The sequence below is a fragment of the Bacillus cereus group sp. BfR-BA-01349 genome (genome assembly GCF_022663795.1).
GTDB classification, from domain to species: domain Bacteria; phylum Bacillota; class Bacilli; order Bacillales; family Bacillaceae_G; genus Bacillus_A; species Bacillus_A cereus.
On record NZ_JAKUGE010000023.1, the window covers coordinates 44582 to 67916 of the forward strand.

The window sequence follows — 23335 nt, forward strand, 5'->3', positions numbered from 1 at the left end:
CGTTTTCTATACAACTAAAGAGAAGAAAAATGTTCACTATTACTTTCATTTCTGTTATAAAAATTCTACAATAGAAGACAGAACGTATATTTGGTATAATCAAAATATACTATATGAAATGATGTACATGAGTTTGAAATTCATGTAACGAGGTAAGCGCTACATAACAATGACTAATATTTAAAGTTTTCGTACCTATAGAATTCAATTCATGTTATATAAATCAATTGTTAGAAAGGAACAGGTGTAATGAATCAAATTTCATTTGAAGATTTATTTGAAGAAGAAAAAGAAAAGGTGGAGGTAGCTGAGGTATGTAAGGTACCAGCCTCTTTATCACCATTACAAAAAGATATTTTAGAATTAATTGATTCTGAAGAAATAAGTGCGCTTGAGCTATGTGAACGATTAATACGATCTGGTAAAATACCCGATGAAAGATTCACTACGAATAAGCCTAAAGCATATGGACAAGTATGTTTACTATTAGAAGGTTTTGTTACAGAAGGAAAACTTATTTTTATCAAAGATGATGAGAAAAGAGATAGGGTATATAAATTGAAAGAAGAAGTTTGAGATGTATAGTGGGAGATGAATGATTGGTTCCCTTTAACTTGCAGCTCCGTTAGTCTAGTAATGTCCACAAAAAAGGTGTCAATCTCTCCTACATTGACACCTTCATACTTTTAACACCTTCATACTTTTAACACCTTACATACTTACGCTTAAAACCAAGTCTTCCTCTATCAAGTTCTTTCTGAATACTTTCAGAAGCATTTAACAAACTGCTTTTTTTATTATCACGTTTGACTTCAACTATACCAACTTCTTTTGCAATCTCGACTGCTTTTTCATGTAGTGGTACATATGAAATTGCCGCGGTGTTTAGGAAATTATTCATAGCGGATTTTGTTCGTTCTGGAGAATGATGAATTGTATCTTTCACCATTTCAAGCATATCGGAAATTTTACTTTCGGAAAACTCATTGTCTTTGCGATTTCCTAAAAGCCAACAGTAGCAACTCCAGCCGGCAGACATTTTAAGCTCGTCCCCACTTGCAATCCATTTATCAGCAACATCTTGTGCGATATTTGACTCCGATAAAGTTACTGCCACTACATAATCAGATAGCATATAAAAATATGCCCCGTCTATCCAGCGATCAAAATCAGACTCACTCATAGCTTTTGGATCGGCAATAATGCCTGCAAAGTACATAGCATCGTAGTTACCTGTGGCATAAAGCTCTTCAGCTAACTCTTGATTTAATTTTATTTTTTTAGCGATTGGTTTCATAGCACCTGTAGCTACTCCGAATACTGGCTCATGCGCACCGTTAGATATGTATATTTTTTTCATTCGTTCCTTACCTAGAGCTTCAAGTTCTTGCATAACTGTTTTAAAATCCATAGTTGTGCAACTTCCTTTCATCATGTAAAAGCCTTTTTAAGCTTTTCATATTTCATATGTTAATACTAATTGTATTCAAGAGGTATGTCTACTTTCTAAAAGTATCGAAACCGGTTAGTAATTTTGAAGCTTTTGATTTTGTGACTGCTACAAGCTATCTATAGTTAGAAGCAAAGTATAGTAGAATAAAAAATACATTTGTATAGTTTTTCCAGTGAATATTTGGTATGATGGTGAGTGGGAAAAATATACAAGTTGTTAGTGGTTCATAAAAGGGGGATTGAATTGAAAAGAACACCTGAATTCGTATTAGGTTTAATTGGTGGCATTTTGGGAATTATTATTTCCATAATATTAATAGTTGTAGCGTTTAATATTATGGAAGGTGTTGATTACGAACTTTTAGCTTATTACTCTATTATTTTAACGGTTCAAATAGGATTGTTCATTTTATCGTGTTTAGTAAACAAGGTTAATAATAAAGTTTATGGGGTTTGTATGATTGTGATTCCTATAGTTATGTTGTTTATGTCATTATTCTTTTTACTTATTCCGACAATTTTACAAATTATATCTGGTTCATTTGCATTTAGGACATTAAAGTTAGAATCGAATGTAAGCTAAATATAATTATTAACGTCTGAATATTCGGTTTTTTAAACATTTTCGTTTGCAGTTCAAATTAACATAAAGTACAAAGTTGTACGCTTTAGGAGGAGAAATAGATGATTATTTGGTCTGGTTGGGGTTTTTTAGTCGCAATTATTGTAATTATTAATACTCTTTTGGGTAAGGCTATCTTTGGATCTATAACGGGGGATGCTACATATTTTCAAGACCATAGTTGGCCAATGGCGGTAATGTTTATTATATCAGGGGTTATGTCTTGGTATTTAGGTAAATATATTAATAAGCCAGATGGGAAAGTTTATATAGATACCGAAACTGGTGAAAAAGTTATGTTTAACAAAAAGCACTCATTATTTTTTATAAAAATGGAATATTGGGGACCGATTCTAGGAGTTATTGCGATTGTAACTTTAATTACAAGATAAAAAAAGAGGATGGGTATAGCAAGAGTAATCTATTCAAGTAGAAGGAGAAATCAGTCATGAATGCAAAGAAACTACTAGGGGTAGCAGTTCCGGTCATGTTGTTATTTGGTTGTGGAGTTTCTGAGAAAACGAACACTTCTAAACAGGAGAAAACGGAAGAGTCTAAAGTAAAAGAATCGAAGTCTAATAGTAAGAAAGAAAAAGTTTCAAAGGAAGACTATCCTAATAAAGTGTATAAATTAGGAGTAGAGTTTGATAAGTTGTTTGCGGAGCATAACAATATTACAAGAGAGGTTTTTGACGGTAAGAAAAAGAAATCAGATATAGTAGATAGTGTGAAAGAATTAAATAAAGTGTTAGATAAATTTGAGTCGATAGATCCCCCTGCAGAGTATGTAAACCAACAAAAAGATTTTGAAAAAGCAATTAGTTATTTTAGAGAGTCTTTTTCTTTAATAAATGAAGTATTTACCAGAAAAGAAAAAAGAGAAAAAGGTGATAAGACTGATAAAGAGTTAATAGAGAAATCTGAAAAGCTAGTGAAAGAAGGAGATATTTACTGGCTTAAGGCATTCAAAGATCTTGAAGGAGATATTAAAATCGGTGACGGTACAGTATCAATGAAAGATTTGAAAGAGTTAGATAAGAAAGCTGGAATTAATACAGATAACGTTATGAAGAATGTGAAAGATGGTACGGAATTAATCGGTAATTGGGGATTCCAAGGAACAGACGGTTTCAATATGTCACTCATTTTAAAAGGTGATAAGACATTTGAAACGTATGGTAAAGGTGAGTATCCAAATAAAAAGAATTATATTGAAGGAACTTGGGAATATGATAAGGAAGCTTTTACAATCTATTTACATCTCAATAAACGTTTAGTAGACGGTGTAGAAGATACAATTCAAAAAAAGAAAATAGCATATAAAGTTCAAGATTATGATGGGGAAAACTTGCGATTATTTAATGAGACGTCATTTAATACAATTAAGTATGTGAAGCAAAGTTAAAGTTATGTAGGACTAGGTTTAAATGGCCTGGTCCTTCATTAAATTGCGAGTATGTAAATAATATGTTATCTTTCGTTCTGTTTACTTAGTATCATGTTATTCTTTAATAGAGTAATAAATGGAGTTTTGCATTAAATATATGAGGTTGGTTACAAATGATAAAGAAATTTACTAGATTAGTATTAATAGTGGTTATCCCAATCAGTCTTATTACAGGTTGTGGGGCTGCTGAAAAAACTGAAGCACAAAAGCCGAAAGCGGTACAAACGGGGAAAAAGGACTATATGGATTACTCATATGGTAGCAAAGGTATATTAGTAAGTGGCAAAGCGAAAGAACGGCAACAATACGAGATTGGATATATGGATGATAATAAGTTAATTGGGATTGACGAAAATATTGAAGACTGCATTATTTTAGATAATAAAGATGAAGCAGGTCTCATTTGGAAGCAAATAGAGCGAGGATCTATTATTGAAGTGCAATACGGTAAGGATCGCAATGATATCGTAGGCGTGCAATTCGTAGGAGATCGTGAGTCATATGAAATTAGTGATAAGTTTGATCGGAATACGATAAATGAGATTGTTGAAAACGTTAAAGGGAATTTGTAATAGATGTATTTCGATAGTATAGGATCTCTTATTATGAAATTGTATACCAGTTATTTGTCTAAGTTTAAATTGATTATTTTGACGGTATTTGTAATTAGTTGTAAAATAATGTTTGTTGACGAATTTTATAAAAAGTATGTTAGATGAAATTCATCTGTAGGGATGACATATAAATATTTTCTTAATGAGTATAAAATGAAATAATTAAAATATGTAAATAAAAAGAAAATATAATAGAAGTACATAGTAGATTCATATTTTTAAAAATTAATGTGACAATAAAGGGAGGTTGAGATACATACACGGTGGGAGTGTGTATGTATTTATTATAATAATGAATAAGACAATCAAACAACAAGTAATCGCACTATCAACAAGTCTAGTGATTTTAGGGAGTGTACCTTTATCAGCATCAGCAGAAGAGATAAACAAATCTCAAACTGATCAACTTAATATTGCCCAGGGAGAACATGGAACGAGCGGATTAAATTATTCTAATTTCAAGTTGGAAGTTCCTGATCATGTACAAATTAACGAAGCAGAAGTATCTGAAAATGAAAAAATGCTTTTAGAAGAATATAAGCATAAACATGATGAAACAGAAGAATTAAACAAAATGCAAGATGCTAAGAAGGGACAAGTAGCAGAAAAGGAAGCTATTTCAAACATTGAAAAGGCATTTGAATCTATAGATGGTCGAAATGATGGGTCTGATCGTCAAATGAAACCTGTTGCAAAGCCAAGAGGTATTCAATATAGTGCACAGAGTACGAAGAAATATGGAACACTTGCAGGAGTTCCATTTGTGGAATGGATTGTTCCAGCAGGAAATCCTGATATTCGTCCTGCAAATCCGATGAAAGCACGTTACATTACAATTCATGAGACCGCAAATACAGCCGCTGGTGCTAATGCTGAAAATCATGCGAAATATTTATACAAGCAAGCAACTGAAGGCACTTTCCGAACAGCTTCATGGCATTTTACTGTAGATGATAAACAAATTTATCAACACTTACCAACAAACGAAAATGGTTGGCATGCAGGAGATGGAGATGGTTCAGGAAACAGGGAGTCTATCGGTATCGAGATTGCGGTTAACCAAGACGGTGATTACAATAAAGCGTTAGAAAATGCAAAACGACTTGCAGGTTATTTAATGAACAAAGAAGGAATTGGTGCAGATCATATTTACAAGCATCAACAATGGAGCGGGAAAAAATGTCCTGACATTTTAATTTCACGTGGTAATTGGGCTGGTTTCGTACAAGGAATTCAGTGGTATGCAAATATAAATGCGCAGATTGATACGCCTTTACAAGATAAAAATGACTCATTTAATCCAAATGAAAATAATCCAGCTGAACCTAGCATGGAACTAGTGGTAAATGGTAAAGGTAGTTAATGGTATTGGAAATAATGAGTTTGATCCTCGAGGCACAGCAACTCGTGGTCAGGCAGCTGCCTTTATTGTGAAGATGTTAGATTCAATGCAAAAATAAAATGAAACTTTAATCAGTGAGGGTCACTCGCATTGCAATCGAGCAGTTTATTCACCGAATTTTGAAATGAGAGTGTTACTGCCCGCAAATAGCAGAAGAAATTGTATGTAGAAGCTGACATTGGTAGAAGTAAAAAATAAGAAGAGTTTGAAAGGAGCTATCCAAAATAATAATTTGGAATAGCTCCTATTTAGTAGGAAGAACAAATTGTATTTGATAGATTGTAATGTAGAATGCCCTTCCAAGCCCCTCATAAGCCCCTACCAAGTAATAAATCACTAAGAAAAAACAAAAACAAAAACAACTACAAGAACAAAACAAGCACGAAAAAATGAAACCGGCGTTGTAGTAGTAAAAAAATTGTAATTCGAATGCCAAAACCATTCCCGTATGCCTATCTTTATAATGAAGGATTAAAATTTTCCTATTTACTAGCAAAGAGTGGAGGGAAACATATGGCGGTATACCGTAATGTGCAGGTGAACTTTTGGCAAGATGAATTCATATTAGATTTAACGCCAGAGGAGCGTTATTTTTACATATATTTGTTAACTGGTACGAAAACAAAGCAATGTGGTATTTACATATTACCGAAGCGTGTGGCAGAGCTTGAAACAGGTTATAGTATGGAGACTGTTGAGAAGTTGCTAAACAGGTTTGTTGAGTATGGAAAGATTTTATATGATACGGAAACGAAAGAGGTATTCATAATAAATTGGTTACAATATAACCCTATTTCAAATACGAATGTGGAGAAGTGCGTATTACGTGAGTTAAAGACTATAAAAAGTAATGAGTTCATACATATATTTTTACGTAAATGCCTTGAAGAAGAATACAAGATTCCATTATTATTGCAGCATTTTGGTATGCCAAAAGAAGAGGATAATAGTAGTTCACAAGTAGTTATTGAAGAGAAAGAAGAAGCGGAAGAGATAGAGGTGGAAACCATAGAAGAGGACGTTCCAAATAGTGAAGTTTATAAGTTTTATGAACAAAATATTAGTAGTTTATCCCCATATATTGTGAAGGAATTGAAGAATTGGATACAAAGACTTTTTGGAGAGAAAGTGTTAGAGGTACTTAAAATTGCGTTTGAAAATAATAAGAAAACGTTAGCTTATGTGAAGGGGATTTTGAGGAATTGGTGTAGTGAAAAATTAAAGGATTTTAGTGGGGAGAAGTGCGTAATGGGAAGTTTAGAGAGAAGGAAATGTATTTTGAGTAGTGTATTTTAATTTACATTAACTTAACATAGAATGTATGTTCGTTTTTGTGAGATTTATGCTATACTACCATTAAATAAGGGTATTTTTATAATAGATAAAAAGATGCGGGGGGTACAAAGTTTGACTACTAGTACATCTGAGTTGTTTCAATATATTAATATGACAGAAGAACAGAAACAATTATCACAACGATATTTACAGACAAAAGAAGAAGAGATTTTAAAAGATATTCAACTAACGACAATTCGTGATCAAAAAAGAAGCGATTTTGCGGAGCGATTTATAAACGATTTTAGGAAAGTGCATAAACAAGATCCGGATTTTTTTCGATTATTTTACCATATACTCGAGGAGCAATTATTAAATGTTCTTGTAGTCCGTTTTGCGCATGTCAGTTTTTCTAAAATGAAGATTTATTTAGAAAAAAGTGCACTTCCTTTGGACAAACTTGTAGCAATCGCATGCAAATATTTATCCAGTATTTCAAGTTATGTGAATGAAGCAGATGTTTTTCTTAGAGAGTTAACAAGAGAGAATCCGAACTATATAGAGGGACAATTACATACTTTACCAACTAATCAGCAAGTAACATTACTTCTTGTAATGTTTGATGTAGATTATGAAAAGTTTCGTACATATAGTTCTTTATTGAATGAGAGGTTAGAAGAACATACAGAATTTATATTGAAACTGCTAGGGGAAGAGGAAAAGGTTGAAGCAGTTAAACGGTATTTAAAAGGTAAAGATGATAGTGAAGTATTTATAGGTGGGAATTTACCGGAACATATTTGGCGGCTATTATTTTGTGTTCATAAATATTCGAATGTTGCGAGGCGATATATTGAAATATTGGCGAAGAAAAATGTTTGGGGTTTTATAAACTATGCAACACGTTATATGTGTCACACTCTCGGTCAGTCTCAAAACTACAAAAAAACTGGTAGTGTAAATAGAGAAACATATGAAGAAATTCAAAGTTTTTGTACACAGTTTTGGATTTCTAAGGAACGATTTTTTGCGCATCGTCTAAGGCAACATGATTTGAATAGTGAGGATTTTTGTAAGACGTATGAATATGAATTGCTATGCTTTATGTTGGAGGAAGATCCTGAATTTATTCAATGTACTTTGCAATATGTAAGTAAAATGAATTATCTCATCATCGCACGCACGTTAGCTGAAAAAGGATATGAGCTAAATATAGGGAAAATGCGAGAAGAATTTTTTGTTGCTGCTTTGCAAATAAAATTGTCTACAGTGCGGGATACATATCGTGATTATTTACTAGGGAAATTGTCACTTGAGGATATGGAGCAAATACTTAAAAATCCGAAATATAGAAGTATGTATTGGGGTATGCCGGTGTTAGAGGTTGCGCTTCTTTGGGATATAGAGGATGTAGCGAAGAGGGAAGCTGTACTTACACTACAGTTTGGAGATGAAGATAGTGTTAATTTATACGAACTTCTTTACGAATGTTCTATCAGGGGAGTAGAACCGAAACAAGTATTAGAAGATCTGCTTTCGTATGGATTAAGTAAGGAAAAGCTTATCGCTTATGCAGTTGAAGAAGCTGCATGCTACAGTGAAGAGCGAAATAAGGCGAAGGAAGCGCTTGTTTGTGTAATTGTAAAAGAACAAGCGTACATCATTGAACGATTTGATGAGTATTCTGCTGTGGCCAAAGCATATATTTTAGAAGAGTTAGCAAAGGATAACATGATTAAAATGCGTCCAATTTTAATTAAAAGCTTAGGAGATTCATCTAAAAAAATGCGTGAGTCTGTAGTTAAACTGCTTTCAAAAGATGTAGAAGCTGCAGCAGATGTAGCAGTTGAACTTCATAATAAAAAGAAAATTGTTCGTGAAAATGTGATGAAAATACTTATAGAGTATAAGCTTGAAAAATATACGAAACTTGTACAGGAAGCTTTGCAAGAAAGTAAAAATGAATCTTTCGCAGGAAAATTCTCGTTTTTATTTCAAACGGAGGAAAAAAAGATAGAAGAACTATGTGCACGTATTTTAACTGAACAAACAAGAAATTCACTTCTGCAATTGATTGGGGATGAGCCACAAATCCGTTTACGTGACTCTGATGAAATTGCTGATGCTGCAATTCCGTTAGCCTATTTACAACAGTATATTTCAGATGCTGTTATTGAGAAGAAAGAAACAGCAGAAGTAATTGGTAGAGCTTTAAATGAAGAGGACTTAAAAGAATATGTGCAAACAATATATCAAATATGGATTTCTCAAGACGCAGATGTGAAGAAACGTGGAATTCTTTCGTTATACGGAATGTATAGTGACGACAAAATGGTCGACATACTTATAAAGCAAATTGATGAATGGGTGCTTCAAATGAGAGGAAAGATAGCAGCGGATGCCGTTCGTGCTTTAGGTTTGTCTTCATCTAAGCTTGCACTTATGTCTATTCATGCAATAGCATTTAAATATAAACATAAGCAAGTACGTAATGCAGCAAAAGAAGCGCTAAGTCTTGCTGCGAAAACACGTGGTATAACAGAGGAAGAGCTGGAAGATCAATTGGTGCCGGACCTTGGCTTTACTATACATGGTGAAAAAATAATTGATTTCGGGAATCGAAGTTTTACTGCTATCTTAACTACAGAGTTAAAAATTGAATTAGAGACAGAAGAAGGAAAACGTATGAAGTCACTTCCAAAGCCGAATGCAAAAGATGATGTAGAAAAGGCTGAAGAGGCTAAAAAAGAATTAGCCTCTTTAAAGAAGGAACTCCGAAATACTCTTTCCATGCAAAAACAACGATTGGAAACGGCACTTTCATTAAAGCGTTATTGGTCACATAATGCATGGAAGTCTGTATTTATGGATAATCCAATTATGAAGCAATTTTCTATTTCACTCATTTGGGGTGAGTATAAGAAAGGGAAGTTGCTAAAGGCATTCCGTTATGCAGAAGGTGGCGTGTTCTGTACAATTGACGGGAAGAGTTATGAACTTTCATCTGGCACTGTTATTGGTTTCGTTCATCCATTAGAATTGCCTGAGGCGGAGAAGGAATTATGGAAAGAGCAATTAGAAAGTGCGGGAATTGTTCAGCCGTTCCTACAAATTGAGCGTCCAGTGTTTGTAGTGGAAGAGAATGATGGGAGTGCTATTGAGAGATTTGGCGGTATTTTACTAAATGGTCGTTCGTTATTCGGTAAGATGACGAAGCTTGGATGGATCCGTGGGTCTGTTCAAGATGGCGGTGTATATTATACATTTTACAAAGAAGATACTCGTACCGGATTAGGCGTGCAATTGTCATTTAGCGGAGCGCCGATTGGTTATGAAGATGAAGAAGATGTATGTGTATTTGACATTCAATTTTATAAAGCAGGTACAGTGAATCGTGGTTCATATGAATACGATGAGATTGATGATGAAAGACGCATTGTACCAAAAGAAGTAGATAAACGCTTCTTTAGTGAAATGTTATATGATGTGCAAGTAGCGACAGATTCAAATCTTGGGCATAATGAAAGTTGGCGTAGCGAACGATAAGAAAACCCCCTTCATTGGTAGGAAAATGAAGGGGGTTTTTCAATGTTTCAAAAGGTTCTTTCATAATAAAAGCGAATTAGGGGGAAGAGGATTTTTATCCTTTTAGAAGGGATTGGTATTATGATCAAATAGATGATTGGGTAAATGGAGAGTATCATACGACTACATTGAATACAGTGGGAATAGAAGGGAAAATGTTAACGTTACAGCCACGGTAATGATAGAAAAGACTTTTACTATATGTAAGAGTCTCTTTTTTTGTAAACGCGACAAAATTTGACAAAAAAATTTGCAGGAACTTGTTATAATTTCTGTTGGAATATTTTGTTTAACGAGAAATGGGTGTATAGCGTAAAAGATTTCGATGTCATACAAATACATTTTTTGTTTTACATTCAAGGATTTCATAAGAGAAGAATTACAAAAATGAATGACATGGAGAAGTCATAGGGGGAGAGGAGATTTAGCATGAGTATTAAAGTAATAAGAGCAACAGGGGTAATGGGAGGAGCAGCAAGAGTTGCTGTAAAGGTAGATAACGAAGTAGTAATGAAACTTGAGAATAACGAAGAATATACGCTTCCTTTTGAATTAGATGAAGCGAATATTAAAGTAAAACAATTCTTTTTTGGAAGTAAAGAAAAGAAAGTAAAGGATGGCGATGTAGTAGAAATTAAGATAAATAGTATTGCTATGCTATTACTGATGGTGTCAATGATGGCTGTTTTATTTGGTTCGTCAATTGGTATAAATATTGTTGTTTTTGGTGTGATAGGAGCTTTAGTTACATTAGTATACGGATTGAATAACTGGTTTCGTTTAGAGGTTAAATAATTATTGTATATATATTTATTTCAGTTGATTTACTATACATGGGATGAAAATATTTTTAAGTGGGAAATGGGGAGAATCAGTATGAAGAAAATGGTTGTAATATCTAGTTTGGCGCTAATAGTAGGTTTAACAACTGGTTGTAGCAGTGAAAAAACAAGTGGACCTAAAACAGTATCTGTAAAAAAAGAAAAAGAGTTAGTAGCGAAAGATATTTTTAAAAAAGCAGCTGACGGATTAAAACAAGAGGAATATCTTACATTGACATCTCTTATGTCAATGAAGGGGAGCGGCCAATCAGAAGAAATTAAAATGAAAATACAAATGGAGCCGAAACTGAAGAATTCTAGAGCTGAAATGAAAATAAGTGGTACAGATATTGTAACGTATGAAGTAGATGGAAAGGTCGCTGCTCAAGTGAAAAACCCTGATACAGGAGAGTTAGTTACGATACCTAATGATCAATTTAATGTAAATGATGTAATGGTCAGTAAAAATTTACTTAATGAGTTAGATTTACCGGAAGCTTTGGCTAAGAAAATGAAAGCAAAGAAAGATGGAGACACATATAAACTTACACTTGAATTAAAGGGAAAAGAAGCGGTAGATACGTTACAAAAAATTAATGGAGATATGAAAAAATTAACGGAAGGATTTAATATGGATGCGTTTAACATTGAATATATAATAACAAAAGATTATAAATTTGAAGAGATGCGAACAACTATAAAAGTGAGTGAAAGTAACTCAGATAAAAAAGCTAGTACAGATAAGGAAAAATTGGATGCAGTTGTGAGTATAAAGATTGATTCATATGAAAAGTTTGATTCAATTAAGTTACCAGAAGGGATTCAATAATTTCAATCGTAAAAGGATAAAAAGGAGCGGAAATCTGCTCCTTTTTTATTTTTCCTACTATTTTTAGAAGATTTATATGAATATAGTTGAATGGCACTTCATTTTTTTCTGGAATAAATGTGAAACGTTGTATAAAATAATCAAGAAAGCCAAAAATTATAGGGGGAAAGTTGTGAAGAAAAATAAGAGTTTAATAAGTTTTTTAGGAGTGTTTATTATGTTGTTTTCTTTTTGTTTTCAAGGAAATGTACAGGCAGATGTAAATACTGTTCAATCTGGAAAAATCAAATCAGGAAACGTAACAGTATGGGAAGTTGGAAATGTAGCGAAAGTATTAGCGGATGTGGAGCGCTTAAATTTAAATACAGTAAATGTACCGATTCAAGTAGATATCCCAAATGTGACTTCTACTAACATGGTAATTAATCAAGCGCAAAAGCAACAAGCTATTATTTTAATTCAAGAATTATTAAAGCGTAATATTCAAGTTATAGTGGAACCGTTCCCATATATTCAGCAGGGGAATGTTGGAGAGACAGAATGGAACCCAAGTAACATTAATGATTTCTTCTGGAATTGGAAGACGGTTATTCTGCAAGATATTTTTAATTCCATTACAAGTAAATACAATGTGTATGGACTAAAGATTGCTTCTAATTTCGTGAATATGGAGTATGCAGAAGGATACTGGAGCGATACAATTGATTTTGTTCGTAATCAGTATAAAGGAAATATTTTGTATCAAATGAACTGGTGGTTAACAGCAAGCTGGGACTCTTCTTATGAAGAGAAGTTTATAGAGAAAATAAACCGTCCGTATTTAAAGAAGGTAGATATTGTTAGCATAGACAGTTGGTTTGAAGTTTCTGGAAAAAGAAATCCGTCATATGAAGAAGTGAAGCAAAGTTTATTTGCGACGACAGTATATAATCGTGGGCAAAATGTTGTTCAGCAATTGGAACAATTACATAATGCAACAGGAAAGCCAGTTTATTTCGGTGGATTTAACGTTCCAGCACGTGAACTTGGATTACAAAATCCATGGAATCCAGATGTTTCAAATGTGTTTTCGAAAGATGTACAATTAAATGGATGGCGTGCTTACCGCGATGTATTAGAACCGAAATCATATTTTAAAGGTTTTTCAATTTGGTTTATTGGCTCTAATGATAGTACACATGCGTATCAAATACATAGTAAAGAAGCAGAGGCAGTTATTAGCGGGTGGTACCGAAAATAAATTTTATAAAATAGGTAAGTTTTGAAGTTTACTACATATATTTCTAGTGAAAGGCCTTTCACCATCTTATCACCTAGGGGGCAATCATAATGAAATTTTTGTCTTACCTTACAGTAATTTTGGTGATTCTCGGCGGTTTGAATTGGTTGTTTGTAGCGTTAGATTACAATGTAGTTGAGAAATGGTTTGGTTCTATGCCGGCGCTTGTGGACACTATTTATTGGCTCATTGGTCTTTCTGCTATTTATCAAATTTTTGATCGGTTCTTCACGGACAATTAGCAATTATACTTTATTACTAGAGTGTTAAGTACGATTATGTACTTAACACTTTTTTGTATGTTTATAAAAATAGTTTGCACATGCAAGCGATTCCATTGCGTCTTGCGCCGTAATAATAGAAAACAAATTGACCACGTATTATATTTTGGGTTATAATTCAGAAAGTTTAAAAATTAATAAAAATGAGAAATAGGGAGGTTATGAGGGTAATGGAGAGAGTCTATAATTTTTCAGCAGGACCATCAATACTCCCTTTGCCAGTTTTAGAGAAAGTGCAAAAGGAGCTTGTAAATTATAACGGGACAGGCATGTCTATTATGGAAATGAGTCATCGATCTTCTTATTTTCAAAGTATTATAGAGGAAGCGAGTAACTTACTTCGTGAATTAATGAGCATCCCTGATGAGTATGATGTTTTATTTTTACAAGGCGGTGCGTCATTACAATTTTCTATGATACCACTGAACTTAATGAATACGTATAAAAAAGCTGGATACGTACTAACTGGCTCATGGTCTAAAAAGGCACTGCAAGAAGCCGAAAAAGTTGGGGAAGTACAAGTGATTGCTTCTTCCGAGCAAGAGAAGTTTACTACGATTCCTAAACTGGACGGTTTACTAAGCGATGAAAAACTAGATTATGTACATATTACAACGAATAATACAATTGAGGGGACAAAATATGTGGATATTCCACATATAGAAAGAGTGCCGCTCGTTGCGGATATGTCTTCAAATATTTTGTCAGAACAATATGATGTTTCGAAGTTTGGTCTTATATACGCGGGAGCACAAAAAAATTTAGGACCAGCGGGCTTAACGATTGCTATTATAAAAAGAGATTTAATTGGGGGAGCAGATCGCTCTTGTCCGACAATGTTAAATTATGAAACTTACAGTAAAAATAACTCCTTATATAATACACCGCCATCCTTTAGTATTTACGTAACAAAACTTGTACTAGAGTGGTTGAAAGAGCAAGGCGGAGTATCTGCGATTGAAGAACAAAATAGAATGAAATCTTCACTTATTTATCATTTTTTAGATGAATCTAAATTGTTTACTTCACCAGTTGATCCTGCGTATCGATCACTTATGAACATTCCATTTACAACACCGTCAGAAGAACTTAACAATGAGTTTTTACAAAAAGCGAAGGAACGCGGCCTTGTTACGTTAAAAGGACATCGCTCAGTTGGCGGTATGCGTGCCAGTATTTACAATGCGATGCCAGCACACGGCGTAAAACGATTAGTAGATTATATGAAGGAATTTGAGCTTGAGAATAGATAGGGAGATGGGGATATGTTTCGTGTTCAAACGTTAAATCAAATTGCAGAAAAAGGCTTGCAAGTTTTTACTGAAGAACGTTATGAAGTAGGAGATAGAATCAATCATCCAGATGGAATTTTGCTTCGTAGCTATTCTTTACATCAAGAAGAGTTTTCAAAAGACTTAAAGGCGATTGCAAGAGCTGGCGCTGGTGTAAATAATATTCCTGTCGAGAGATGTACAGAAAAAGGAATTGTAGTATTTAACACGCCGGGGGCAAATGCAAACGCTGTAAAGGAACTCATTATTGCCAGTCTTATTATGTCTTCACGCAACATTATTAATGGTGTAAGTTGGACGAAAAACTTAGAGGGTGAAGAAGTACCACAGCTTGTTGAATCAGGAAAAAAACAATTTGTTGGATCAGAAATTGCAGGGAAACGTCTAGGTGTTATCGGACTTGGCGCAATCGGTGCTTTAGTTGCGAACGATGCGTTAGCGTTAGGCATGGATGTTATCGGATATGATCCTTATATTTCAGTTGAAACAGCTTGGCGTCTTTCTACACATGTGCAAAGAGCATTTAGCCTTGATGAAATTTTTGCAACGTGTGATTATATTACACTGCATATTCCTCTTACGAATCAAACGAAGGGGATCATTGGGGAACACGCTGTAGAGAAGATGAAAAGAGGGATGCGTCTATTTAATTTCTCTAGAGGAGAACTTGTAGATGAAAAGGTTCTTCAAACAGCATTAGAAGAAGATATTATTACACATTACGTAACGGATTTCCCGAATGAAAATGTAATAAAGATGAAAAATGTAACAGCGACGCCTCACCTTGGCGCATCAACGTCTGAATCGGAAGAAAATTGTGCAGTAATGGCGGCGCGTCAATTACGTGAATATTTAGAGACAGGAAATATTCGTAATTCAGTAAACTATCCAAACGTAGAATTGCCGTATATCGGAAAGAAACGAATTACAATTATGCATCAAAACGTCCCGAATATGGTAGGGCAAATTACAGGATGCTTAGCGGAACATCATATTAATATTGCCGATATGATTAATCGTAGTAAACATTCTTGGGCATACACAATGATTGATATCGATAACGGAATTGATGATATAATAAAAGAGAATATTGTGGAAAATATAAGCAAAATTACAGGTGTTGTAGCCGTTCGAATGATTGTGTAAAGGAGAGAGGAATGTGGCAAAAATCCGACCGTTTCGGGCCATTCGTCCAGTAGAGGAAAAAGCAGCACAAGTTGCAGCTTTACCGTATGACGTATTAAATAGTGAAGAGGCAAGGGAAGTTGTAAAAGGGAATCCATATTCTTTCTTGCATGTTGATAAAGCAGAAATTGATTTAGACCCTGCACTGTCACCGTATGATGATCGCGTGTATGAAAAAGCGGGCGACAATTTAAAGCAATTTATACGAGAAGAAGTGTTCATACAAGATGAAGAGCCAGCGCTATATATTTATGAACTGACGATGCAAGGAAGAACGCAGTCAGGCCTTGTCGTTTGTACATCTATTGATGAGTATGAAGATGATACAATTAAAAAACATGAAAGAACACGTCATGAAAAAGAGTTAGATCGTATTCGCCACGTAGATGTGTGTGACGCAAATACAGGTCCGATCTTTTTAACGTACCGTACAAAAGATGAAGTAAAGCATTTAATTAGAAGCTGGAAAGAAGAGCATGCGCCAATTTATACATTTACAGCAGAAGACGGTGTTAAGCATGTTGCGTGGAAGATTGCAGATGAAGATGTAATTACGACTTTAGTAAACGCATTTGAAGATATTCCTAATCTTTATATTGCAGATGGGCATCACCGTTCTGCATCAGCTGCAAAAGTAGGACTTATGCGAAGAGAACAATATCCAAATTACACAGGAGAAGAGGAATTTAACTTCTTCTTATCCGTTCTATTCCCTCATGATGAATTATCGATTTGGGACTATAACCGAGTTGTGAAAGATTTAAACGGTTTATCAGAAGAACAGTTTTTAAAACAAATCAAGCAATACTTCTATGTAGAAGAGGCACCTGTTTCTCCGTATAAACCAAATGAACCAAAAACATTTGGAATGTATGTAAATGAGAAGTGGTATAAGCTTACTGTGAAAGAGGAAACATTTGATGCGAATGATCTTGTTAGAGGTTTAGATGTATCTATCCTGCAAGATCATTTATTAAGCCAAGTACTTGAAATACATGATCCGCGTTCTGATTCATGCATTGATTTTGTTGGCGGAATACGGGGGCTAGAAGAACTAGAACGCCTTGTGAACAGCGGCGAATACAAAGCAGCATTCGCATTATATCCGACATCTATGGAAGATTTATTAGCAATCGCAGATGCCGGAGAAGTCATGCCGCCGAAATCAACGTGGTTTGAACCGAAACTGCGTAGTGGGTTGTTTGTTCATTCTTTAAAGTAAATATTGACTTCTATAGTTTTGAAAAACCGAAATGATTTGAGTTTCGGTTTTTCTTATTTTGGCTCAGTTAACGTTTAATGTTGATTTTCATGTTAAGATTGAAATATGTAACAGCAGGTCGCTACAAAAAAATGGAGGAAATACGATGAAAATGCATCTTCAAAAAAGTTTTTATGTTGAATTGAAAAATGCAATTCGTTGTCATTATAACGAACTTTTAACTAGGTGCGGTGTTGACACAATATATGGGTACTCCATATTAACAGACGATTGTGTCAATAGCATTGGACCAGTGGCTAATGAAGAAAGACTAATCAAAGTTAATAAATCGGACCCTTTATACAATTATTATAGATACGGAGCTGTTGAGTGGAGCGAATGGGACGATTTTGGAATGTTTGATGAAGTGAAAAAAATTATTAAGAAATATCATAATATTGTCGATGATGACTTTAATATACGAGTAAATACACTGTTGAAAGAAACGTTAAATGTGTTAATGGAACTTGAATCAGAAGGATTGTTTGGAGATAGAGATGATAATCGATTTATTGTCATTTGTGTAACTGATTCTTCGAACGAAATCATGATTGAATCAGCTCGATTGCTTAATACATTAAAGACATACGAAGAATATGCTTCAGAATTTGCATAAGAATAAATATAAGTAAAACTGCTCTCTATAAGAGGCGATTTTTATTTGATCGAAAGTCACCAATTAATAGTAACGATTCGTTGTGACGTAACAATTGAACAATTAGAACCTGATGAAAAAAACGTACAAAGATAATTGCGATGTTTACATGTGTGAATCAAGTTGGAAAAGAAGTTATGCAGGGAAGTTTTTCGGGGATTATTCTTTAATAGGAGAAGTAATGAATAAGTGGGTTCTCCATGCCTCTCAGGCTTAGCGTTTTAATTCCCCCATAACGTATATTCTGTTCTTTTCTTAACTATTAGAAAATAGTTGAATAAGCTCGTCAACAAAAAGGACATTCCGAGTATTACAAGAAATGTCCTTTCTGCTAAAATGTAAGGTATTTTGCTAAAATTCAAACTCTAAAATCAGTTTACTAGTTTGACCTGTAAACTGATAATTATAGGACCCTCTCAGATTTTCTAAGTTACCGGTAGCTTTAATAATTGTTCCTGGGGAATCTAAATTTCCTTTATCAAATATTCCTTGCTCTATAGCTGTGAATGTCCCTTGTTGCCCCTTATAAATTCCTTCAAAGTGTAAAAATCCAGAAATTTTAGCCGTAGCCAAGTGACCATCATTTATATTTGAGTCTACATAATATAATAAGTATTCAACAAAAGCTTTTCCTTTTAATTCTCCATCAATATCATATTCAACATGGGCAATATTAATAGGGAAATCTTTTCTAGTATCATCAATTAGTTTTTCATCCCATTTACTTACTGTAAATGTTACTTCCATACACGTAAATCCCCCTTTATCATTAGATAAGTAATCTTCATATCATTTGAAAAGTACCAATTCACAGTCATATCTTATAGGAGTGTTTTTTATTTATTTGAGTCCTGCCATATCGTTATCTGCTCCTCCCCACGAAGGACTTACTGTTGCCACGGTATCTCCTGGCTGTAATCTCTTTGGTTTTTTTAACATGTTAACTCCGCTCCTACATAATGTAATGGACTACGATTATACAAACTGTATCATTGAAAAACATGATGTATGACATTAGTTTCTTCATCATCAATCCGTTTACCTGCTGGGATTCAAGAATTCAGTCTTAGTGTTGAATATAGGAATAACCGATTTATATTTGAAAATTACAGTATGCAACATTGCATGAGGAAAACGGTTGTTATTTTCACTACCTGTAACTATAATGATTACAGGTTGGTCGATACCAATCAAAAAAATAAAATCATCATGAATGGAGATGTTTCATAATGGGTATGAAAAAATTAATTTTAGCAGGTGCTTTAGGGATCGCAGCATTATCAGGAACAAATTTACCAGGACTAGAAGTAACAAAAGCGAGTGCAGCTTCTATTGAATCGAATTTCTCGACGTTAGAAGGACGAGTAGTAGAAGTAGATAACGGTGTAATTGTTGTAAAATCTAAGCAATATGAGGAACCGGTTAGTGTGTATATTGATTCACTTTCAAATGTGAAAGTAGGAGATGAAGTAAAAGCTACTGGATCTATGATGCGTAATTTTACAGAATATATGGTTGCAACTGCAGTTGAAAATACAACAAACAAGTTAGGTATGCACATGAAAGAAGATGGCTCACCTAATTATGTAATTGGAGAAGTATCAAAAGTAGGAACGATGGAAGATGAGGGAGACGGTGCTACTAAATATGTTGTAGTTGAGTATCCATCGCTAAATGGAAAGAAAGCTATTATTGATGTTTTCTTAACAAAGGGACAAGTATTTAATGCGGGTGAGAAAGTGAAAATTGATATGAAGTATGTAGGCTGGGGTGGTATTTCTATTAACTGGAACACAGTTGATCATATTGAAAAAGTTCATGAAGCAAAGACGAACGCTGAAAATAATGATGATGTATGGATTTGGTCTTAATAAGGCGAGTATAGGTCGTTATTTGCAATTTTCTCCAAACAATACATGTAAAAACTAAATGTATCATGCAGTACCCATCTCATTGCGTATGACAATTAGATGGGTACTTTTTTATTTGAAATTTGCGCAAGTCAATGTTCAGCATTTCTTTTTAAGAGTAAATTACGGTTGAAATCAAAACTTTATTTGCAGTACATAATAAATAATGTTGATTTTTTATCTTATATTAAAATAAAAACAAACCACTGTTCGATTTGAATATTCCACGATATAATGGTGAGGGTTTATGACAGAATAAATATTTACATAAGAAGTGAGGTACTGTATGAAAAAAAGAACGACAGACATTATTTTTATTATTATTGGTGCATTTCTTTTTGCATTAGGTGTCAATTTGTTTGTTATCCCGAACGAGTTTGGTGAGGGTGGGGTAACAGGTATCACGATTATTACGTACTATTTATTTGAATGGTCACCAGGCTTAGTTAACTTAATTTTAAATGCGATTTTGTTAATAGCTGGTTATAAATTTTTAAATAAGATTACAACAATTTATACGATTATCGCTGTAGTGACTAACTCGCTATTTCTTCATTTAACAGAAGGCTGGACAATTGCTTCGGATGAAATGCTTGTAAATGCCATTTTCGGAGGAATATTTATCGGGTGTGGTATTGGTCTTATCATTCGCGTTGGTGGAACGACAGCAGGTACTACGATCTTAGCAAGAATGACGCATAAGTATTTAGGCTGGAGTATTAGCTACGGTCTACTGTTCTTCGATTTAATCGTTGCGTTTTCATCTTATTTCATCATTGGTGCAGAAAAACTGATGATAACAATTATTATGCTATATGTAGCAACGAAAGTGATGGAATTTGTAATTGAAGGGTTAAATCCGAAGAAGGCTATTACGATTATTTCTGATAATCCAGATGAAATTGCCGGGAAGGTGACAACCTTAATGGGGAGAGGGGTTACCGTGTATTCAGGTCATGGCTATTACACGAAAACGCCGAAGGATATTCTTTATGTTGTTATTAATAAGCAAGAAGTAGTGAAGCTAAAACGGATTGTTCAAACTACGGATCCGGCGGCGTTCATCGCTATACACGATGTTCGTGATGTGTTCGGAGAAGGATTTGTTGATATTTCGAAGGCTTAGAAATTGTTTTTGATTAAAATAATTTTAATACTAAAACGTGAGAATCTATTTTGAATAGTCTTCTTTCAAAATAGATTCTTTTTCTTGCAAAAAATTCAATTGTTTCTTAAGGTAAGGATGTAGAAGGATGAACAAGAGAGGGTTTAATGAAGATGATACATATTTTATTAGCTGATGATGATAAGCATATTAGAGAGTTGTTGCATTACCATTTACAAAAAGAGGGGTTTAAAGTTTTTGAAGCAGAAGATGGAAAGGTAGCGCAAGATGTTTTAGAGAAGGAAAATATTCATCTTGCGATCGTAGACATTATGATGCCGTTCGTTGATGGCTATACGTTATGTGAAGAAATCCGGAAGTATCATGATATACCGGTTATTTTATTAACGGCGAAAGATCAGTTAGTTGATAAAGAAAAAGGATTCATTTCTGGTACGGACGATTATATCGTAAAACCATTTGAACCAGCTGAAGTGATTTTCCGTATGAAAGCTTTATTACGACGTTATCAAATGCTGAGTGCAGATATTATTACGTTGCACGGAACGACAATTGATCGAAAAGGTGTAGAAGTAAAGTGTAACGGTCAAACAATTTTGCTTCCTTTAAAGGAATTTGAGTTATTATCACAACTTGCTAGTTATCCTGGAAGAACATTTTCAAGAGAAGAGCTAATTGAATTAGTATGGGGAATGGATTTTGAAGGAGATGAACGAACAGTTGATGTTCATGTGAAAAGGCTGCGAGATCGTTTCTCAAAACGAACGGATGATTTTCAAATTACGACAGTGCGCGGCCTCGGGTATAAGTTGGAGTTGAACTAAGATGAAATCACTATATTCTAGATTTGTATTTATGACGGTCGGCATTATGCTACTTAGTAGTATTATCGGCTTTTTATTAACGAACGTATATTATCAAGTGAAGTTAAAACCGTATAACAGTGAAAAGATTTTAAAGTATGCTGAAGAAGTTAAATCGTTATATGAAAAGCAAAGTGAAGAAAATCAAGAGGCGTACTTACATTCTATCGCAAAGTTAGGGTATGAAATTTATATTGTCGATGATCAAAAGAATGGAAAGCGTATCGGTAATGCGTTTCGTAAGACGTCTATTAGCGATGCTACTGTTCATAAAGTATTGCAAGGAGAAACGTTTAATGGTGTTTCTACATATCCAACGCGTCTCTTTATTACAGGGTTTTTCGATAATGAATTAATTAATAGCGTCGGTGTCCCAGTACAACACGGTGATAAACAGTACGCTTTATTCATTCGCCCTGACGTTCAACAACAATTCGGCGAGATGAGAATTTTTCTAGCGGTATTACTAGGGTTTATCGTACTATTAAGTATTATTTTTATAGCGATTGCAGCAGGTTATATCGTTCGCCCAATCCGTAAATTTACGAAGGCTACGCAAAAAATTGCGAGTGGGGAATATGAAATTGAATTAGATGTAAAACGAAAAGATGAAATAGGAACGTTATCTACAAGCTTCCAAAAGATGACGAAAAATATAAAAGAACTAGATGAAATGAGACAAGAATTCGTTTCGAACGTTTCACATGAATTTCAGTCGCCGCTTTCTTCCATACAAGGTTTTTCAAAGACGTTGCAAACAGAAAAGATGAGTGAGGAAGAAAGAAATCATTACTTACAAATTATTGAGGGTGAAAGTAAGCGAATGTCTAGTTTATGTAAACAGTTACTTACGCTCGCTTCATTAGATAAAGAGGAAAAGGTTCTACAAATAAGAGAATTCAATCTGCAGAAGCAAATTAAAGACGTCATTTTTATGCTTGAGTGGAAATGGCGGGAAAAAGATATCGCCGTTGAATTTAATGTGCCAGATATCACTATAAAAGGTGATGAAAACTTACTTCACCAAGTATGGAGTAACATTTTCACGAATAGCATTAAGTTTTCAAACGATGGTGGAACGATTGAGTTTTTCGTCGAAGAGTTAGAGTCTAGTGTCATTATTTCTATATCAGACAACGGAATCGGTATGGAAAAAGAAGAAATGGATCGTATTTTTGACCGTTTTTACAAAGTAGATACAGCAAGGACGAGAAACGTAGAAGGTAGCGGTTTAGGGTTGTCGATTGTGCAGAAGATTGTTGAACTGCATCATGGAAACGTTTCGGTGTATAGTACGAAGGGGGAAGGAACGACCGTTCGGGTGGAGCTTCCGAAATAGATGGAAAGAAAGAGGCTGTTTCGGAACGGCCTCTTTTTTTGTCGTTTTATGTCGGTAAGTCAATATAATCGGAAAATCGCTGATATAATTTGAGTTG

General features: G+C 34.3%; 22 protein-coding genes and 1 pseudogene. 21 read left to right on the plus strand and 2 right to left on the minus strand.

The genetic code is table 11. The features are described 5' to 3' along the window. Nucleotides 1-249: 249 nt before the first annotated feature. On the plus strand, nt 250-576 hold the full coding sequence (locus tag MR169_RS14490) for a DUF3895 domain-containing protein (RefSeq protein WP_001071910.1): 327 nt from the start codon (nt 250-252) through the stop codon (nt 574-576). A 127-nt stretch (nt 577-703) separates the two neighbouring features. On the opposite strand, the gene MR169_RS14495 is transcribed toward MR169_RS14490, so the two are convergent. Next, nucleotides 704-1411 carry a DNA alkylation repair protein gene (locus tag MR169_RS14495; protein WP_242319598.1) on the minus strand — a complete coding sequence of 236 codons (708 nt, stop codon included), beginning with the start codon at nt 1409-1411 and terminating at the stop codon, nt 704-706. A gap of 285 nt (nt 1412-1696) precedes the next feature. Here MR169_RS14495 and MR169_RS14500 point away from each other — a divergent pair, with 285 nt between their 5' ends. From MR169_RS14500 to MR169_RS14570, 16 genes and pseudogenes are all read left to right on the plus strand, one after another. Beyond that, nucleotides 1697-2035 (plus strand): DUF4064 domain-containing protein, encoded by a 339-nt coding sequence (locus MR169_RS14500; RefSeq protein ID WP_000831724.1) that lies wholly within the window; start codon nt 1697-1699, stop codon nt 2033-2035. Nucleotides 2036-2136: 101 nt separating this feature from the next. Continuing rightward, nucleotides 2137-2466, plus strand: coding sequence for a hypothetical protein (locus tag MR169_RS14505; RefSeq protein WP_000587855.1), 330 nt, complete (start codon nt 2137-2139; stop codon nt 2464-2466). Nucleotides 2467-2522: 56 nt separating this feature from the next. Next, on the plus strand, nt 2523-3479 hold the full coding sequence (locus MR169_RS14510) for a DUF3994 domain-containing protein (RefSeq protein ID WP_016118256.1): 957 nt from the start codon (nt 2523-2525) through the stop codon (nt 3477-3479). 155 nt (nt 3480-3634) lie between these two features. Next, complete coding sequence (locus tag MR169_RS14515) at nt 3635-4093, plus strand: hypothetical protein (RefSeq protein WP_242319587.1); 459 nt, start codon at nt 3635-3637, stop codon at nt 4091-4093. Between the two features lie 334 nt (nt 4094-4427). Next, nucleotides 4428-5492 (plus strand): annotated as a pseudogene (locus tag MR169_RS14520) (peptidoglycan recognition protein family protein); the annotation flags it as partial. Continuing rightward, nucleotides 5482-5595, plus strand: a complete 114-nt coding sequence (locus MR169_RS28335; RefSeq protein WP_347408022.1) for an S-layer homology domain-containing protein — start codon at nt 5482-5484, stop codon at nt 5593-5595. The pseudogene MR169_RS14520 and the gene MR169_RS28335, both read left to right, overlap by 11 nt. Before the next feature lie 455 nt (nt 5596-6050). Next, nucleotides 6051-6833, plus strand: a complete 783-nt coding sequence (locus MR169_RS14525; RefSeq protein WP_000312101.1) for a DnaD domain-containing protein — start codon at nt 6051-6053, stop codon at nt 6831-6833. Between the two features lie 111 nt (nt 6834-6944). Further along, nucleotides 6945-10358, plus strand: coding sequence for a DUF4132 domain-containing protein (locus MR169_RS14530; protein ID WP_242319588.1), 3414 nt, complete (start codon nt 6945-6947; stop codon nt 10356-10358). 468 nt (nt 10359-10826) lie between these two features. Next, entirely contained in the window at nt 10827-11192 is a 366-nt protein-coding gene (locus MR169_RS14535) for a hypothetical protein (protein ID WP_000025026.1), read from the plus strand. Nucleotides 11193-11273: 81 nt separating this feature from the next. After that, nucleotides 11274-12047, plus strand: coding sequence for a DUF6612 family protein (locus tag MR169_RS14540; protein WP_000738991.1), 774 nt, complete (start codon nt 11274-11276; stop codon nt 12045-12047). Between the two features lie 172 nt (nt 12048-12219). Beyond that, nucleotides 12220-13287: a glycoside hydrolase family 113 gene (locus MR169_RS14545; protein ID WP_025966673.1), complete on the plus strand. Its 1068-nt coding sequence runs from the start codon at nt 12220-12222 to the stop codon at nt 13285-13287. An 89-nt stretch (nt 13288-13376) separates the two neighbouring features. Further along, on the plus strand, nt 13377-13568 hold the full coding sequence (locus MR169_RS14550; protein WP_000670803.1) for a DUF378 domain-containing protein: 192 nt from the start codon (nt 13377-13379) through the stop codon (nt 13566-13568). A 209-nt stretch (nt 13569-13777) separates the two neighbouring features. Next, complete coding sequence (gene serC, locus MR169_RS14555) at nt 13778-14860, plus strand: 3-phosphoserine/phosphohydroxythreonine transaminase (RefSeq protein WP_000442937.1); 1083 nt, start codon at nt 13778-13780, stop codon at nt 14858-14860. A gap of 12 nt (nt 14861-14872) precedes the next feature. Then, nucleotides 14873-16045, plus strand: coding sequence for a 3-phosphoglycerate dehydrogenase family protein (locus MR169_RS14560; RefSeq protein ID WP_000490230.1), 1173 nt, complete (start codon nt 14873-14875; stop codon nt 16043-16045). Nucleotides 16046-16058: 13 nt separating this feature from the next. Next, nucleotides 16059-17306, plus strand: coding sequence for a DUF1015 domain-containing protein (locus MR169_RS14565; RefSeq protein ID WP_242319589.1), 1248 nt, complete (start codon nt 16059-16061; stop codon nt 17304-17306). Nucleotides 17307-17451: 145 nt separating this feature from the next. Beyond that, nucleotides 17452-17961 (plus strand): DUF4303 domain-containing protein, encoded by a 510-nt coding sequence (locus MR169_RS14570; RefSeq protein WP_242319590.1) that lies wholly within the window; start codon nt 17452-17454, stop codon nt 17959-17961. Between the two features lie 390 nt (nt 17962-18351). On the opposite strand, the gene MR169_RS14575 is transcribed toward MR169_RS14570, so the two are convergent. Next, the gene (locus MR169_RS14575) at nt 18352-18747 is read right to left on the minus strand and encodes a DUF3224 domain-containing protein (RefSeq protein ID WP_000454083.1); all 396 of its coding nucleotides are present in this window, start codon (nt 18745-18747) and stop codon (nt 18352-18354) included. A 482-nt stretch (nt 18748-19229) separates the two neighbouring features. Between MR169_RS14575 and MR169_RS14580 the strand changes: the two genes are divergently transcribed. The 4 genes from MR169_RS14580 (at nt 19230) to MR169_RS14595 (ending at nt 23238) form a co-directional block, all read left to right on the plus strand. After that, nucleotides 19230-19871 (plus strand): F0F1 ATP synthase subunit alpha, encoded by a 642-nt coding sequence (locus MR169_RS14580; protein ID WP_000525524.1) that lies wholly within the window; start codon nt 19230-19232, stop codon nt 19869-19871. 325 nt (nt 19872-20196) lie between these two features. After that, on the plus strand, nt 20197-21036 hold the full coding sequence (locus MR169_RS14585; RefSeq protein WP_000747484.1) for a YitT family protein: 840 nt from the start codon (nt 20197-20199) through the stop codon (nt 21034-21036). A 146-nt stretch (nt 21037-21182) separates the two neighbouring features. After that, nucleotides 21183-21860 (plus strand): response regulator transcription factor, encoded by a 678-nt coding sequence (locus tag MR169_RS14590; protein WP_000781962.1) that lies wholly within the window; start codon nt 21183-21185, stop codon nt 21858-21860. Nucleotide 21861: 1 nt separating this feature from the next. Beyond that, on the plus strand, nt 21862-23238 hold the full coding sequence (locus MR169_RS14595; protein ID WP_000839490.1) for a sensor histidine kinase: 1377 nt from the start codon (nt 21862-21864) through the stop codon (nt 23236-23238). Nucleotides 23239-23335: the final 97 nt, after the last annotated feature.